This is a genomic window from Pseudomonas triticifolii (assembly GCF_014358015.1).
In the GTDB taxonomy this organism is placed as follows: Bacteria; Pseudomonadota; Gammaproteobacteria; order Pseudomonadales; family Pseudomonadaceae; genus Aquipseudomonas; species Aquipseudomonas triticifolii.
In genome coordinates, this window is record NZ_JACONV010000004.1 from 93,476 (window position 1) to 108,538 (window position 15,063).

The 15,063-nt window shown below is 58.8% G+C and carries 14 protein-coding genes; 7 read left to right on the forward strand and 7 right to left on the reverse strand.

Going from position 1 to position 15,063, the window contains the following annotated elements:
* Positions 1-16 precede the first annotated feature (16 nt).
* The 7 genes from H8S56_RS09275 to H8S56_RS09305 form a co-directional block, all read right to left on the reverse strand.
* The gene (locus H8S56_RS09275; RefSeq protein WP_187518472.1) at positions 17-1,009 is read right to left on the reverse strand and encodes an oligopeptide/dipeptide ABC transporter ATP-binding protein; all 993 of its coding nucleotides are present in this window, start codon (positions 1,007-1,009) and stop codon (positions 17-19) included.
* Positions 1,006-2,046 carry an ABC transporter ATP-binding protein gene (locus tag H8S56_RS09280; protein WP_187518473.1) on the reverse strand — a complete coding sequence of 347 codons (1,041 nt, stop codon included), beginning with the start codon at positions 2,044-2,046 and terminating at the stop codon, positions 1,006-1,008. The genes H8S56_RS09275 and H8S56_RS09280 overlap by 4 nt, the downstream gene beginning before the upstream one ends.
* Positions 2,043-2,942, reverse strand: a complete 900-nt coding sequence (gene ddpC / locus H8S56_RS09285; protein ID WP_024686612.1) for a D,D-dipeptide ABC transporter permease — start codon at positions 2,940-2,942, stop codon at positions 2,043-2,045. The genes H8S56_RS09280 and ddpC overlap by 4 nt, the downstream gene beginning before the upstream one ends.
* Before the next feature lies 1 nt (position 2,943).
* Positions 2,944-3,960 carry an ABC transporter permease gene (locus tag H8S56_RS09290; RefSeq protein ID WP_024694219.1) on the reverse strand — a complete coding sequence of 339 codons (1,017 nt, stop codon included), beginning with the start codon at positions 3,958-3,960 and terminating at the stop codon, positions 2,944-2,946.
* Between the two features lie 115 nt (positions 3,961-4,075).
* Positions 4,076-5,632 carry an ABC transporter substrate-binding protein gene (locus H8S56_RS09295; RefSeq protein ID WP_187518474.1) on the reverse strand — a complete coding sequence of 519 codons (1,557 nt, stop codon included), beginning with the start codon at positions 5,630-5,632 and terminating at the stop codon, positions 4,076-4,078.
* A 159-nt stretch (positions 5,633-5,791) separates the two neighbouring features.
* Positions 5,792-6,349: a D-alanyl-D-alanine dipeptidase gene (gene ddpX / locus H8S56_RS09300; protein WP_024694217.1), complete on the reverse strand. Its 558-nt coding sequence runs from the start codon at positions 6,347-6,349 to the stop codon at positions 5,792-5,794.
* A 52-nt stretch (positions 6,350-6,401) separates the two neighbouring features.
* On the reverse strand, positions 6,402-7,253 hold the full coding sequence (locus H8S56_RS09305) for a MurR/RpiR family transcriptional regulator (RefSeq protein WP_187518557.1): 852 nt from the start codon (positions 7,251-7,253) through the stop codon (positions 6,402-6,404).
* Between the two features lie 367 nt (positions 7,254-7,620).
* On the opposite strand from H8S56_RS09305, the gene H8S56_RS09310 reads away from it, so the two are divergent.
* The 7 genes from H8S56_RS09310 to H8S56_RS09340 all read left to right on the forward strand — a co-directional run bounded on the left by H8S56_RS09310 (position 7,621) and on the right by H8S56_RS09340 (position 15,020).
* A complete protein-coding gene (locus H8S56_RS09310) occupies positions 7,621-8,031 on the forward strand; it encodes a DoxX family protein (RefSeq protein ID WP_024686607.1) in 411 nt (136 codons plus the stop codon).
* Between the two features lie 90 nt (positions 8,032-8,121).
* Positions 8,122-8,520, forward strand: coding sequence for a DUF2946 family protein (locus H8S56_RS09315; protein ID WP_024694215.1), 399 nt, complete (start codon positions 8,122-8,124; stop codon positions 8,518-8,520).
* An 80-nt stretch (positions 8,521-8,600) separates the two neighbouring features.
* Positions 8,601-10,658, forward strand: a complete 2,058-nt coding sequence (locus H8S56_RS09320) for a TonB-dependent receptor (protein WP_187518475.1) — start codon at positions 8,601-8,603, stop codon at positions 10,656-10,658.
* A 92-nt stretch (positions 10,659-10,750) separates the two neighbouring features.
* Positions 10,751-11,227 (forward strand): hypothetical protein, encoded by a 477-nt coding sequence (locus H8S56_RS09325; protein WP_152535019.1) that lies wholly within the window; start codon positions 10,751-10,753, stop codon positions 11,225-11,227.
* Entirely contained in the window at positions 11,228-12,199 is a 972-nt protein-coding gene (locus H8S56_RS09330) for a GlxA family transcriptional regulator (RefSeq protein ID WP_187518476.1), read from the forward strand.
* A 67-nt stretch (positions 12,200-12,266) separates the two neighbouring features.
* The gene (locus H8S56_RS09335; RefSeq protein ID WP_187518477.1) at positions 12,267-13,244 is read left to right on the forward strand and encodes an endonuclease; all 978 of its coding nucleotides are present in this window, start codon (positions 12,267-12,269) and stop codon (positions 13,242-13,244) included.
* A 69-nt stretch (positions 13,245-13,313) separates the two neighbouring features.
* Positions 13,314-15,020, forward strand: coding sequence for an amidase (locus H8S56_RS09340; RefSeq protein WP_187518478.1), 1,707 nt, complete (start codon positions 13,314-13,316; stop codon positions 15,018-15,020).
* The last annotated feature ends 43 nt before the right edge of the window (positions 15,021-15,063 follow it).

Here is a 15,063-nt window from a genome sequence, read left to right on the forward strand (position 1 = left end):
TTTCAGTTCATTGCGCTCACGCCACTGACTCCAGATGACAGCGAACCTGCCACGGGTCAGCGGCCGGATGACTCACGGGCAAGAGTGATTGCGCACGTTCACACCCCAAGGTCGCCTTCGGGCAGCGATCACGAAAGTAGCAGCCGGTTGGCAGGTTTCGATTACCCGGCAACTCGGTCGGCGCCGAGGCCTGCGCGTCGTCTATCGATACGCCCAGTCGAGGCACTGCGTCCAGCAGCAATTGGGTGTAAGGATGCCGAGGCCGTTCCAGCACCTGCGACGCGCTGCCCAGCTCGACGATCTGCCCCAGGTACATCACCGCCACGCGGTCGGCCATATGGCGAACGACAGACACGTTGTGGGAAATCAGGATGTAGGTCAGCTCGCGAGTGCGCTGCAGTTCGCTCAACAGATTGAGTATCTGTGCCTGAACGGAGATATCCAGCGCAGACGTCGGCTCATCGAGCACGATGATATCCGGGTTGGACGACAGCGCTCGGGCAATGGCGATGCGCTGTCGCTGCCCGCCTGAAAACTGGTGGGCAAAGCGGTCCATGTACTCAGGACGAATCCCGACCTGCCCGGCGACTCTGGCGGCTATCTCGCGCATGTCACGGCGCGGGGCAGCACGTTGCACGAACAGCGGCTCGGTGATGATCTTCCAGACAGGCAACCGGGGATCGAGTGAAGACTGGGGGTCCTGAAACACAATCTGTACGTTGCTGTTGCGCTCATGCGAATTGTTGTACGCCCAGTTCAATGTTCCCGACGTAGGCTTGATCAGCCCCATGAGCAACTGCGCGAGGGTGCTTTTGCCGCAGCCGGATTCGCCCACCACGCCCAGGGTTTCACCTGCCCGAACGTCGATATCGATGCCATTCAAGGCGTGCGCGACGGCTTTGGGTCTGCCCAGCCAATCGGTGCCCATCGGGTAATGAACGCGTACGTCGTTCAGCCCCAGAATGGCAGAGCCTGAAAGCTCGGGAGATCTGAGTGCAGGTGCAGTCATGACAGCGACTCCTGAATCGGGGAATGGGATGGCGCGCTCAGCCAACAGGCGCTCTTGCGATCAGCCGCCTCATCAATGATTTGCATGGGTGGTCGCCGAGCGCATTGGTCCATGGCAAAACTGCAGCGCTCCCGAAACGTACAGCCCTGTGGCAATGCCGACAGATTGGGCACCTGGCCCGGGATGGTCATCAGGTCCTGACCCGGACTGACTTGTTCCGGCAGACCGCTCAACAGCCCTTGGGTGTAGGGGTGGCGAGGATCGGCCATGACCTCTCGGGTCACGCCCTGCTCCACCACCGCGCCGGTATACATCACGTAGACGCGGTCACAGAACTGCGAGACCAGCGCCATGTCATGGGTGATCAACAGAATGGCGGTGCCGCGTTGACGCGCCTTTTCGCGCAGCAGCAATAGCACCTGTCGCTGCACCGTGACATCCAGCGCCGTGGTGGGCTCATCGGCGATCAACAGCTGCGGATCACAGGAGAATGCCAGGGCAATCATCACCCGCTGGCGCATGCCGCCGGACAGCTCGAACGGGTAACTGTTCATGACCTGCTCGGGATCGGCGATGTGCATGTCGCGCAGCAGGCTCACGGCTTTCCCGTGCGCCTGAGCCTTGCTCAGGTGCTGATGATGGATGATCACATCGAGCATCTGACGGCCGATCCGCCGGGTCGGGTTCAAGGCGGTCATGGGCTCCTGAAAGATCATCGCGGCATCTCGGCCACGCACGCTCAGGAGATCACGCTCGGCGGCCGTCAGCATGTCGCGACCCAAGATCGTCAGGGATCCGCTTTTGACCTGATAGGAGCGCTCGGGCAACAGTCGCAGGCTGAGCATCGCGGTCACTGACTTGCCGGAGCCCGACTCGCCGATAACGCCCACAATCTCCCCCGGGTTGACGTGCAGCGACACGCCGTTCAACGCCTTGACGGTCCCCTTGTAGGCCGGAAATTCAATGCCCAGATTATCAATGCTCAGGACAGGCCTGGTCGCACCCGCTGGGGTGCCGGTGTGAGTCTGCATGGTCATTTCCCCTGCTGCCGTGGATCCAGAAGATCCCGGATGCCGTCGCCCAGTAGATTGAATCCCGTGGCCGTGACCAGAATCGCGAGGCCGGGAAACGTCGAATACCACCATTGGTCGAGGATGTAGTTGCGGCCGGTGGCGACCATCGCGCCCCACTCGGCAGTGGGTTGCTGCGCACCAAGGCCGATGAAACCCAGCGCCGAGGCCATCAGAATAGCGCCGCCGATATCGAGACTGAGCTGCACCAGCAACGGCGGCATGGCGTTACGCGCCACGTGCCAGCTCACCATGTGCCAGCGTCCGGCACCGAAGGTCTCGGCGGCCTTGACGTAGCCCATCTGACGAATACTCAACGCCTGCCCTCGCGCCAGACGTACATAGAACGGGATTCGCACCAGCGTGATCGCCAGCATTGCATTGAACAGGCTCGGGCCAAGCGCAGCCGCCAACGCCATGATCAATACCAGCGAAGGCACCGACAGCATGATGTCCATCAGGCGCATGATCAGGCTGTCGAAACGCCCGCCGATGATCCCCGAGAGGCAACCCAGCAGCCCGCCGGCCAGGCACGACGCGAAGGCCACGAACAAGCCCACACCCACCGATTGCTGACTGCCGTACAGCACGCGGCTGAACAGGTCCCGACCCACTTCGTCGGTGCCGAACCAGTGCGCAGCCGAGGGCGCGGCCAGCCGTTGGGTGAGGTTCAGTGCATTGGGATCATGCGGTGCCAGCCATGGCGCAAACAGCATCACCATCAGCACGATGAACGTAATCAAAAGCCCGGCCATGGTCAGCGGACTGCGCCCGATCTGATGGGCCAGCCAGGCGAACTTCTCTCGCCAGCCCTCGGACTTGAGCAACGGCGCGACCACAGGAGCAGCAACAGGACTGGACATTTCAGTTGACCTCGCCAATACGTGGATCGACCAAGCGATACAACAGATCAATCACCATATTGAGCATTACGTAGATAAACGACACCAGAATGGCGAAGCCCATGACTGCAGGAAAATCCAGCGACTGGATCGACTTCACCACATAGGCACCCATGCCTGGCCAGGCAAAAACCGTTTCGGTGAGCACGGCCCCGTACAACAGATCGCCGAGGGTAAGACCCAGTACCGTGATCGATGGAATCAGCGCGTTCGGCAAGGCGTGTTTCAGGATCACTGACCACTTCGAAAGCCCGTAGGCCCGGGCGGTGCGGATGTAGTCTTCGCCCAGTTGATCGAGCATCGCCGAACGGATCTGACGCGCCACGATGCCGAGATTGACGAAGCCCAGTGTGATCGCCGGGAGGATCAGGTGTTTCAGCGCATTGAAGAACAACGCGGTATCGCCGACCAGCAGCGTATCGATGAGATAGAAACCGGTGACCGTTGGCGGTGGCTGCAGCCCTTCGTCGATACGCCCGCTGCCCGGCAGCCAGTTCAGATGGCCATAAAACAGCACGATCAGCCCCAGCCCCAGCCAGAACGCCGGGGTTGAAATTCCGGTGACCGCCAGGGTACGCGCCACCTGATCGATAAACCGGTTGTGGTACACCGCTGACAACACCCCCAGCGGCACGCCGACGATAATCGACAGGGTCAGGGCCACCAATGCCAGTTCAAGGGTGGCCGGGAAGAACGTTTGAAGGTCTTCGAGAACGGGACGATTGGTGCGAATCGATGTGCCGAGGTCGCCCTGCAGCAAATCCAGCATGTAACGGCCGTACTGTTGATAAAGCGGCAGATCGAGACCCAACTGGTGACGAATGTTTTCCACGATCGCGTCTGTCGCCCGGTCACCGGCAATCAATCGCGCGGGATCGCCAGGGATCAAGTGTGATATCGAAAACGTGATCAACGACACGCCAAACACGACGAGCAGAAGACCGCCCAGGCGTTTGCGCAAGATATTCAGGAAGGCCATCAGGCACCTCGGTAACACGTACAGTGGGCAGAGCGAAACGTTTCGCGAGCACGCCGCTGCCGTGACCTCGCCTTGATGGCGAGGTCAATTGAGCGCGGCGGTCATGGACGCTGACTTACTTGGTCAGGGTCCCGACGTTGAACACCTGTTCCAGCATCGGGTTGAACACATAGCCTTTGACCTTATCGCTCATCGGCACCGTGTAAGACTTCTGATAGAGGTAGGCATAGACACTGTCGGTCAACACGATCTTCTGCGCCTGCTGATAAAGTTCGACACGTTTGGCCATGTCCAGCGTGGTCGCAGACTCACGAATCAACTTATCGACGGCAGGGTTTTCGTACATCGAGCGATTACCCGCCAGCCCCTTGAGCCTGGAGTCGAAAAAGAAGTTCATGAACATGTAGGGGTCGGCGAAGTCAGGACTCCACGAGCCGATGGCAACATCGAAATCACCTTTGCCCAGCCGCTCACGCATGCTGGCGTTCGCCAGTTTTTCCATCTTCAGATTAACGCCCAGCGACTGAAGCCCGGCCTGCAAGGTCAGGCCGATAGGTTCCCAGTTAGGGTCCTTGTCGGAATACATGAACGTCAGTTTGCTCAGCTTGGGCGAGACCTTGGTAAGGTCGGCTTTCGCTTTGGCAAGGTCCTGCTTCATGGGCACAAGCTTTTCATCATAGGCCCACATGCCCTGCGGAATAGGGCCGTTCAACGGTTTGGCCTTACCGCCCAGAATACCGGTGATAATACCGTTGTAGTCCAGCGACTCGATGACTGCCCGGCGAGCGTCAGGGTTGCTCATCGGGCCTTTCTGAGTATTGAAGTACAACAGCGTGACCCGCAGCGAAGGGTAATCGCCGACCACCACGCCCGACTTCTTGCTCAGCGCAGCCAATTGGTCTTCGGGCATGTCTTCAACGATGTCGAGGTCCCCATGCTCCAGTTGCAGCCTGCGCACCGACGCCTCACCGATGATCTTGATCACCACTTTCTGCAGAGTTGGTTTGGGGCCTGCGTAGTAGCCGTTCTGCTCCATCGTGAGCGTCTGGCCTTTTTGCCAATTGGTCAGCTTGAACGCACCCGACCCCGCGGTGTGAGTCGAGAGATAGGCCTCGGCGCCTTCAACCTGTCTGGCGGCAGCCGGGTTGACGATGGCCGCGCCGTTGTGGGCCAGGGTGGACAGGAACGGCGCGTAGGGAGCGGTCAGGACAAACCGCACCGTCATGGGGTCAACCACCGAGACCGTCATGTCCTCGGGAAAGGCACCGGACGGACCCTGTTTGAGCTTCATCACCCGGTCAAACGAGAATTTGACCGCTTCGGCATTCACCTCTGAACCGTCGTCGAATTTGTTGCCCGGCTTGAGTTTGAATTCCCAGGTCAGGCCGTCTGGCGACGTCGTCCAGTTGCTGGCCAGTTCGCCCTGCACCTCGGTGCTGCCCTTGCCGTTTTCAACCTTGTAGGTCACCAGCCGCTGATACGCCGGGTAGGTGACGGTCCAGTCATTGTTGTCGATGGTCACGGCAGGGTCGAGGGTCTGCGGATCGGACGGTTTGCCGATCATCAGCGTGTCCTGGGCAACGGCGGCACTGGCCGACTGCCAGACGCCCAGGCCCATGGCCGTGACAAACAGCGCAATCGCCAGATTCTTGGGTTTAACGATGGAGTTCATGCCGGTTCCTTGATCATTCGATAGGGAAGTTCGTCGGTTTTTTATTGAAGCTATACCGGGCAGTAAAAAAGACGCCTGATGGCCTCTGTGCTCGCTCATGACGCTGATGTTGATCGCCGGGATTCTTGGGTGTCCCGGTCAGGTTTCACGGTCTTTGATTCAATGTGCAGGCGCGATGGACGCGTCATCGATGAGCGGGTAGTCATCCGCACCGGGCAATTCGTAATGCCACCATTCGCTGTCGATGTAGGTGAACCCTGCCGCTAGCATGATGCCCAGCAGCATCAGGCGATTGCGTTGCACCTGAGCCGGGAGGTCTGGATGAAACTGGTGGGACTTCTCACGCATGTCATCGAAGCCGGTTCCCATGTCCAGCGCCTCGCCCGAGGCGTCGACCAGTGTCAGGTCAACTGCAACACCACGCGTGTGGTGCGAACCCAGTTCAGGGTCGCGGACATACTCGGAATTGGGCAGTGCATCCCACAGAAGGTATTGGGCATACGGCGGACGATAGGCATCGAACACACGTAACGTCAGCCCGGCGTTTCGGGCCAGGTCGCTCGCCTTGCGCAAACAGACTTCCGCATCGTGGTGCAACAGGCAGCGCGAATCCTGATAGATGCGTTTGCCGGCCAGGTTGTGGGCACTGGCGTAGATAAGATCGATCTCGATCTGAAGCGCCCGGGCGTCGACCTCAACCAAAGGATTAGTATTCACTCACGAACTCCGAAGCGTGCGATAGCAGCGTGCAGTAACAATGAAAAAGAACTTAATCAAACTGACCAAACAGTGTTTGCAACTCACGGTTTTTAGCCAGTCGCTCATCCAGGCGATTGCCGTAACTTTCTGCCACGGCTGACACCATCAAATTAAGCAGGCAGGTCAAGGGTGCCAGCGAATCCCAGAACTGCCCGACATCCGTGTCCAGTTGCAACAGGTCCGCGGGGTAATCCCGCGCCCAGGGACATTGAAAGTCGGTAATGAACGCCAGTGGCAAGTTGCGCTGGGCGGCCACTTCGCAAAACGTACGCGCCACCGCGGAATACATACGAAAGTCGGCAATCACGGCATACGGATTATCGAATCCGGAATTGAGCGACTCTGCATACGTGCCCGACAACCCATCCACGTAATACACTTTGGGCCTGATGTATTCCAGGTGACTGAAGAACGCATTGAGGATGCCGCGCGTGGTTTGAATGCCCACGATGAACACCGCATCCGCGCTCGACAATCGCTCGACAATGTTGGCAAAGACCTCACCCCTGGCCAGCGCATACACCCGCTGAATGGCTTCGACTTCGCGTTTCATCGACCTTTCGAGCGTGTCCCCATGGCTGGCCTCTTCCCGAAAGGCTCCCAGCCGGTCAGTCAGCACCCAAAGGCCGCCCTCATCCCCTCTCAGGCTGCGTTTCACATCGTCGATGTTGCGATAACCCAGTGAACGCAAGAAGCGGCCTACTGATATTCCGGTCGTGCCTGCCTGCAACGCGATGCTGTCAGCGGTCTCGAACGGCAACTTCTGCGGATTGGCCAGCAGGTAACCCGCGATCCGTTTTCCGGTCGGTGTCAGGTCCGCGAACTGCTGCTCAAGCGCCTCAAGAAAGCTGGGCTTTTCCATCAGGTCATCCATCAATAGGCCCGGCGGGCGAAACACGGAAATGTTACTCATCGATCAGTTCGTGCAACTCTGTTATCAACATAACATAGACATTTCGTGACGGTATACCGCTTTTTTCAATGCGCTTTAATTAGTTTTTCATGACGCTTCAGACCGGTGCATCGCCCAGGAAAAACGCACTTTCATCGGGCGTTAATTCACCGATCATGCAGTAATACCCGCCTCTCTTTTTCCGTATAAGTGTTTGATAATACGGTGAGTCATATTTTCCATACTAAGGGCTTTTAATTCATCCTACTTGTTACTTTTCATCCAGGCCGACATGCTCACCGCCGTTGGACCACCACTCACTTATCGGGGGCTTGTCATGGCCGTTTATCTTTATTGGGTCAGCACCGCACTGTTGTCGTTGCTGTATTTCGCATCGGCTTATCTGTACATCACCCAACAGGATTATGTGCGTCAGGCGCAGGCCGAACTGGGTTATTCCGCGTCCTGTCTGGTACCGTTCATGATCGTGGTCAAGGTGCTCGGGCCTGTGCTGATTCTGTCGCGCTTCAATGTGGCGCTCAGCGATCTGGCCTACGCGGGCATCTTCTATCACCTGATCCTGTCCGGCATGGCTCACCTCAACGTGCGCAAACCCAAAGGCGCAATTGCGGCGGCGCTGGGTCTGCTGTTTCTGGCAACGTCCTTCATGACGCAAAACGATGCGCGGCAACTTGCATCGCCTTATGCATCCGCATCGGGTTTCTTACAGACATCCGTCAGCCCTTGACGCGAACACCTGACCTGCCGTGCCCACTGCGACAATTCGCCACATCAGGTCAGCGGATGAAAAAATACGGCGGTGATAAAGTTCCGCCCCATGAAAATGACCCGTGATGACAAATCGCTGATTGCATGGACGCTGTACGCCAGTGTCCTGCTCAGCCTGTTTTTCTGCGGTCTTCATCACGGGCAAATGGGCGGTCTGGCGTTGAGCGGCCTCAATGGCGGCTATTGCGCCATGGACAGTTCCGGCAGCCTGGGCCTGGATTCAAGCGAGTCAGATCAAAAGCAAAACGCCCTCCCCCAGCTCTCCTGCCCTGTCTGTTCATCCGTCACGGTGCTGACGGCCAGCCAAACCGCTGACTGGATGCTGAATCTGGCTCCCGCCACAAGCGTTTCACCCATCACCGTTCGCTCCTGGGCGCAGCCGCCTCCGCGCTACCTGTGGCCCTCCGTCAGCCCTCGCTCACCGCCTCTGCACGTCCTCGCTGTGTGACTCAATCAACCTGAACCCACGGGCACGCTCCTGCGCGCGCGTTGGAACAGCGTCACTTTTTTGCGTGGAACACCTGGTTCATGAAAACAACCCGTACCTCTCACTCCGCATCGCCCATCATGCTGTCCTGTCTGTTTGCACTCACGCCGCTTGGTGAAGCAATCGCCGAGACGCGTGACAGCGCAGACTCGGTCGTTACGCTCGGTGCCGTAGCGGTTTCAGCAGGGCAAAACGGCCCGCTGGCCAGTCGCAATATCCTGAGCTCAGTCGATGTACTGGGCGCTGATATCCTGGAAAAACAGCCCGTGCAATACAGCTGGGAGCTGTTCGGCCGCGTCCCCGGCGTCATGCTGACGCAGTTCAACCAAGGCACCACCTCAGGCAAGCTCTCATTTCGCGGGTTTAACGGCGAAGGGGAAGTCAACGCGGTCAAGTTGTTGATCGATGGCATTCCCAGTAACACCAATGACGGCAACATGCCGTTCATTGACATGATCTTCCCGCTGGAAATCGACAACATCGAAGTGGTCCGTGGCACCAATGACCCGCGATATGGCTTGCACAACATTGCCGGCAACGCGAGCATCAACACGCGCCAGGGCGGTAATGACGGGAAACTGCGGCTGCGCTATGGCAGTTTCGATACGCGCGAACTGCAACTGGTCAAAGGCGTCGAGCAAGGCAACTGGAGTCAGAATTATTCGTTCAGCTATCAGGGCAGCGAGGGTTACCGCAATCACGCTGAAGCCGAGCGCATGAGCTTTTCCGGCAAATGGTTCTACACCCCAGACGATGAGCGCTGGCGAGCAGGCCTTATTGCGCGCCATTACACCGCCGATGCTGACGAGGCTGGCTATTTGAGCCGGTATGACGCACACGACCGCGCTCGCCAGTCTTATGCCAACAACGCGACCGATACCGGCGAGCGTGAGATGAATCAGCTCAGCCTGCACCTGGATACCACGCTTTCAGACACCTTGAGCTGGGCCAGCAAAGCCTATGTGAACACCTTCGAGGACCGCCGCTGGACGCAGTATTGGCGCACCTCGTCGCAACAGGAGCGCTACAGCGACGAAACGCAATACGGCGCGCTGAGCAATCTGACCTGGCGTCCCGAGGTCGAGCATCTGTATGCCTTCGCGCTGGAAGGTGGCGCTGAAGTGCAGCGTCAGGAAAACCAGAGCCTGCGGTATCGAACCCTGCAACGCTCACGGGTGACGCAGACCCGCGATCAGCAGTTCGACCTGAATGTATACGGTGCTTACGTGCAGGCGGTGATCGAGCCGTTCCAGTCACTGAAGATTACTCCGGCGTACCGCGTCGACAAGGTCTACGGCGACTACACCAACGAGCTGACGGGCGAACGTGCAGACGTCAACGATTACGGCCAGATTCGTCAGCCCAAACTCAGCGTGGTCTATTCGCCATGGGAGCAGGCAAGCGTGTATGCCAACTGGGGTCGCAGCTATCAGATCGGCGTCGGCTCTGCGGCCTATCGCCTGGCAACGCAAGCCGATGACTTGAAGCCTTCGATCAATGATGGCTGGGAAACCGGGATCAAATTCCAGCCGGTCGACTGGATCAACGGACGCATCGCCTATTGGGAGCAGAAGGCCTCGGATGAGGTGCAACGCAAGCTAAACGACGCCGTCGGCGATGCCGAAAACGTCGGGCAGACGCTGCGCAAAGGTTGGGACGTGCAACTCAATGTCTACCCGACGGATGCCAGCAGCCTGTGGCTGTCCTACTCCAGGCAATTCTCCGAAATTCTCAAACCCAACCCCAATCTTCCGGCCAGCGAAGGCAAGGAAATGGACCACGTTCCCCACCACCTTTATTCCGCAGGCTCAACCTATCAACTGACACCCAAACTTGAGCTCTCGACCTGGATCAACGGGCAAAGTGACTACTATCTGGAACGCACCAACAGCACCGGCACGTTCGGGAGTTACGTGTTGATCAATCTCGGGGTGACATACCAACTGTCACCAGAACTGAGCCTCGATCTTCAGGCGAAGAACATCGCGAACAAGTATTTCGAATACGTGTGGTACGACGCCAGCAGTGGCGTGGAGCAGTCGCTGCATGCCCCAGGTGATGGTCGCGCGGTTTATGCGGGCCTGACGCTGGACTTCTGACGGGCGAAACAGACGCCACAGTGAACAGCGCTCGTTGCATGGGTATGCAGCGAGCGCTTATTTGAAAGGACTGTTCTATCGGGAGGCTGACAATGACCGATGCTCTGCAACCTGTTCAGCAAGGAATGTCGAACACGATCCTGCTTGATCTGGACACCAGCAGCGTGATCAATGCCTGCAATTGTGGTGATTTAAAGTGTTCGTACATAGAACCCGAATCGCGCCAGCTGCACTCAACGATCCATCTCTGCGGACCTCGGTGTTTTCTCAGGTCGCAACCTGCGCACTGTTTCGATTGTTGCGCGATAGCCGACAACATGGCCGATATCTCGCGGTTAAGCTCAGCGTCCATTCTTGCGTCAAATTCCATGGTGCTACTGACCAGACGTGACATGGCGTCAGCCCTCAAAGCCTTAAATAGAGATCAATGCGTACGGAGCGGTGCTCGAGGCTGCCGAGCGAAGCACAATCAGGATAAATCAGTGCCGAATTCAACAAATGACAAAGCGTTGACCATTCCCGCCAAACTGATCATTCACCCGCCTTCGCTGGCAATGGAGCACGTGTAAATGCTTGTCAGGTCGATACAGTTTGTTGCCTATCCCCGCGTCAGTCTTCTGGACCTGGCAGGACCTCTGGATGTGTTCATCGCAGCCAATCACCTCGCCAAAAGCAGTGATCTGCCTTACACACTGTCCATCCTCGTACTGAACTCTCCGGCCCAAATCTTCTCCAGCTTCTCGCTGAATGCCGAACTCCTCAGCACCGATACAACACCGGCGCACACGCTGATCGTGCCCGGAGGGCCTGGCGTCCATGCGTTCTGCGAAGACTCCCGATTCTTCAGCCATTTCGTCAAACATGCCGATAAAGCCCAACGGCTGGTTTCCGTCTGTACGGGTGTATTTGCCCTGGCGTGTGCAGGAAAACTGAACGGCCGGGAAGCCACTACTCACTGGTCTGCCTACGACGAGCTGGAACATCGCTTCCCTGCCATCAAGGTCAGGCGGGGCCCCATCTTCATCAATGACGCAGATACATGGACATCGGCAGGCGTGACGTCTGGAATTGATCTAGCACTTGCCATCGTCGAGCAAGATCTCGGGCACTGCGCTGCGCTTGAAGTGGCCAGGCACCTGGTCATGTTCCTCAAACGTCCCGGCGATCAGGACCAATTCAGTTCCTCTTTGGCGCTGCAATCCAGAAGCAGTCAGTTTTCCGACCTTCACGCGTGGATCAATGTGCATTTGCGTGATGATTTATCGGTTGCCGCGCTCGCTAACTTCATGAACATGAGTGAGCGCACCTTCGTACGCAAATACAGGGAAAGCACGGGCCGTACCCCGAGCAAGATGGTCGAGTCGATACGCCTGGAAGCGGCGCGTCATTTGCTCGACACGTCGGACAGCCCGCTCAAGGACATTGCACAGCGTTGCGGCATGGGCAGTGAGTCGACGCTTATTCGTCGTTTCATCAAGACCTTCGGTATCACGCCCAAGGAACACCGCGCGCGTTTCAGGTCACCGCTCCAGTCGACCTGAATTGCTCATTTACCCCCAGGTTGTCATGAGTACAATGCGCGCCCCTGAACCTGAAATATGCTGACTCATGAAATTTCTGCTTTACGTCTTGACGCTGTCGTTCCTCGCTATCAACCCCGCTTTCGCAGAGCCGCCTTCAACTTTTTCCGAAGCCAAGGTGGTTGCCAAACAAAAGATCTATCTCGATCAGGCCAGCAGTGCTCAGGGCGATCTGTATTGCGGCTGCAAATGGACCTGGGTCGGGAAATCGGGTGGCCGGATCGATGCCGGTTCCTGTGGCCTGCAAGCCCGGAAACAGGAAAACCGCGCAGCGCGGACCGAATGGGAACACATCGTCCCGGCCTGGACCTTCGGCCATCAGCGCCAATGCTGGCAGAACGGCGGGCGTGAACATTGCGAAAGCGATGACCCGGTGTTCAAGGCCATGGAAGCCGACCTGTTCAACCTCTATCCGGCCGTGGGCGAAGTGAATGGCGACCGCAACAATTACAACTACGGCATGGCCTCAGGCGTAGCGCCGCAGTATGGACAGTGCAAGACCAAGGTCGATTTCCAGCAGAACGTTGCCGAACCGCGTGACGAAGTAAAAGGCATGGTTGCCCGCACCACCTTCTATATGTTTGATCGGTACAACCTGAACATGTCGCGCCAGCAGCAACAGCTGTTGATGGCCTGGGACAAGCAGTACCCGGTCACGGCCTGGGAAAAGGAACGTGATCGTCGCATCGCAACCGTCATGGGGCACGCCAACCCGTTCGTCAGCCGTGCCCGTACCTGGACCCAAGGCTACAAGCCGGTCGGCGACGGCGTGGTCAGCGCCATTACGCAGAAAACCGCGCAGACCAAGACGCAGCCTGACACGCAAAAGCCTGCGACCCGCGCATCCTCGGCGGGCGTGATCATCGGCAACCTCAGCAGTCACATCTACCACTTGCCTCAAGGCTGCCCGAGCTACGATAAAGTCTCGGCGAAAAATCGGATATCCTTCGAGTCGGAATCCAAAGCCAGGGCGGCGGGCTACCGGAAGGCGGGCAACTGCACCTGAGTTCGCACGCAAGGCCCGACGCAGCGCGAGCGCTGAGGTCGCCCCTTATCAGCAGTCGGTGATAACCACATGATCGAAGTCACAGAAGTCTCCATTGCCGAGCTACGCGCGGCGCTTGAATCCGGCAGGACCACCGCCGTCGAACTGGTTCAGGCGTACCTTGCACGCATCGACGCCTACGACGGACCGCACACTGCCACCGCACTGAACGCCCTGGTCATCCCGAACCCTGAGGCCCTTGCAGAAGCACGCGCCTCTGACGCCCGGCGCGCCAAAGGCGAAACCCTGGGGCCACTCGACGGTATTCCCTACACCGCCAAGGACAGCTATCTGGTCAAGGGCCTCACCGCCGCATCGGGCAGCCCGGCATTCGTCGATCTGGTCGCACAGAAAGACGCCTTCACCATCGGCCGCCTTCGCGCCGCCGGGGCCATCTGCCTGGGCAAGACCAACATGCCGCCGATGGCCAATGGCGGCATGCAGCGCGGCGTGTATGGCCGTGCCGAAAGTCCCTATAACGCCGACTACCTGACCGCGCCGTTCGCCTCCGGCTCCTCCAATGGCGCAGGCACCGCCACCGCCGCAAGCTTCGCCGCGTTCGGCATGGCCGAGGAAACCTGGTCAAGCGGACGCGGCCCGGCGTCGAACAATGGTTTGTGCGCCTACACCCCTTCTCGCGGCGTGATCTCGGTACGCGGCAACTGGCCGCTGACACCGACCATGGACGTGGTCGTGCCCTACGCCAGAACCATGGCCGACCTGCTGGAAGTGCTTGATGTGATCGTCGCCGAAGACCCTGACACACGCGGCGACCTCTGGCGTCTGCAGCCATGGGTGAAAATCCCGAGCGTCGAGTCGATACGCCCTGCGTCCTATACCGAACTGGCCGTACCTGCCGACAGCCTCGCGGGTAAGCGCTTTGGTGTGCCACGCATGTACATCAATGCCGACCCCGACGCAGGCACGGCCGAGAAACCCGGCATCGGCGGCCCGACAGGACAGCGCATCATCACCCGCGCATCCGTGATCGACCTGTGGGAACAGGCCCGCAAGGCGCTCGTCGCGGCGGGTGCCGAGGTGATCGATGTCGATTTCCCGCTGGTGTCCAACTGCGAGGGCGACCGCCCTGGCGCACCAACCGTATTCACGCGCGGGCTGGTGTCCAAAGAATTCCTGCACCACGAGTTGTGGGACCTGTCCGCATGGGCGTTCGACGAGTTTTTGCAGGCCAACGGCGACCCGAAGCTGAGTCGTCTCGTGGACGTCGACGGACCCAAAATATTCCCCCACGAACCCGGCACCCTGCCCAACCGTGAAGACGACCTGGCCGCTGGCATGGATGAATACGTGCGCATGGCCGAACGCGGCATCACACCCTGGAACGAAATACCCACTCTTCCCGACGGCCTTCGCGGTCTGGAACAGATGCGTCGCATCGATCTGGAAGACTGGATGGAAAAACTCGGGCTGGATGCGGTGCTGTTTCCGACAGTCGCCGACGTCGGGCCGGCCGATGCGGACATCAACATTGAGTCTGCCGATATCGCCTGGAGCAATGGCGTATGGGTCGCCAACGGCAACCTCGCCATCCGTCACCTGGGCGTACCGACCGTCACCGTGCCGATGGGGCTGATGGCCGATATCGGCATGCCGGTCGGTCTGACCTTCGCCGGGCGTGCGTATGACGACACAAACCTGCTGCGTTTTGCGTCGGCGTTCGAAGCAACGGGTGGCAAGCGGGTGATCCCGCGTCGCACGCCACCGCTGCGTCGCTAACACGGTTGCAACGCTTATTTGCCCGCTGCATGAGCGGGCGGAT

Excerpts from the sequence above, each read along its gene's own strand:
- H8S56_RS09275 (WP_187518472.1), bottom strand. The coding sequence starts at position 1,009 with ATGACTGCACCTGCACTCAGATCTCCCGAGCTTTCAGGCTCTGCCATT.
- H8S56_RS09280 (WP_187518473.1), bottom strand. The coding sequence starts at position 2,046 with ATGACCATGCAGACTCACACCGGCACCCCAGCGGGTGCGACCAGGCCT.
- ddpC (WP_024686612.1), bottom strand. The coding sequence starts at position 2,942 with ATGTCCAGTCCTGTTGCTGCTCCTGTGGTCGCGCCGTTGCTCAAGTCC.
- H8S56_RS09290 (WP_024694219.1), bottom strand. The coding sequence starts at position 3,960 with ATGGCCTTCCTGAATATCTTGCGCAAACGCCTGGGCGGTCTTCTGCTC.
- H8S56_RS09295 (WP_187518474.1), bottom strand. The coding sequence starts at position 5,632 with ATGAACTCCATCGTTAAACCCAAGAATCTGGCGATTGCGCTGTTTGTC.
- H8S56_RS09305 (WP_187518557.1), bottom strand. The coding sequence starts at position 7,253 with ATGGAAAAGCCCAGCTTTCTTGAGGCGCTTGAGCAGCAGTTCGCGGAC.
- H8S56_RS09310 (WP_024686607.1), top strand. The coding sequence starts at position 7,621 with ATGGCCGTTTATCTTTATTGGGTCAGCACCGCACTGTTGTCGTTGCTG.
- H8S56_RS09315 (WP_024694215.1), top strand. The coding sequence starts at position 8,122 with ATGAAAATGACCCGTGATGACAAATCGCTGATTGCATGGACGCTGTAC.
- H8S56_RS09320 (WP_187518475.1), top strand. The coding sequence starts at position 8,601 with ATGAAAACAACCCGTACCTCTCACTCCGCATCGCCCATCATGCTGTCC.
- H8S56_RS09325 (WP_152535019.1), top strand. The coding sequence starts at position 10,751 with ATGACCGATGCTCTGCAACCTGTTCAGCAAGGAATGTCGAACACGATC.
- H8S56_RS09330 (WP_187518476.1), top strand. The coding sequence starts at position 11,228 with ATGCTTGTCAGGTCGATACAGTTTGTTGCCTATCCCCGCGTCAGTCTT.
- H8S56_RS09335 (WP_187518477.1), top strand. The coding sequence starts at position 12,267 with ATGAAATTTCTGCTTTACGTCTTGACGCTGTCGTTCCTCGCTATCAAC.
- H8S56_RS09340 (WP_187518478.1), top strand. The coding sequence starts at position 13,314 with ATGATCGAAGTCACAGAAGTCTCCATTGCCGAGCTACGCGCGGCGCTT.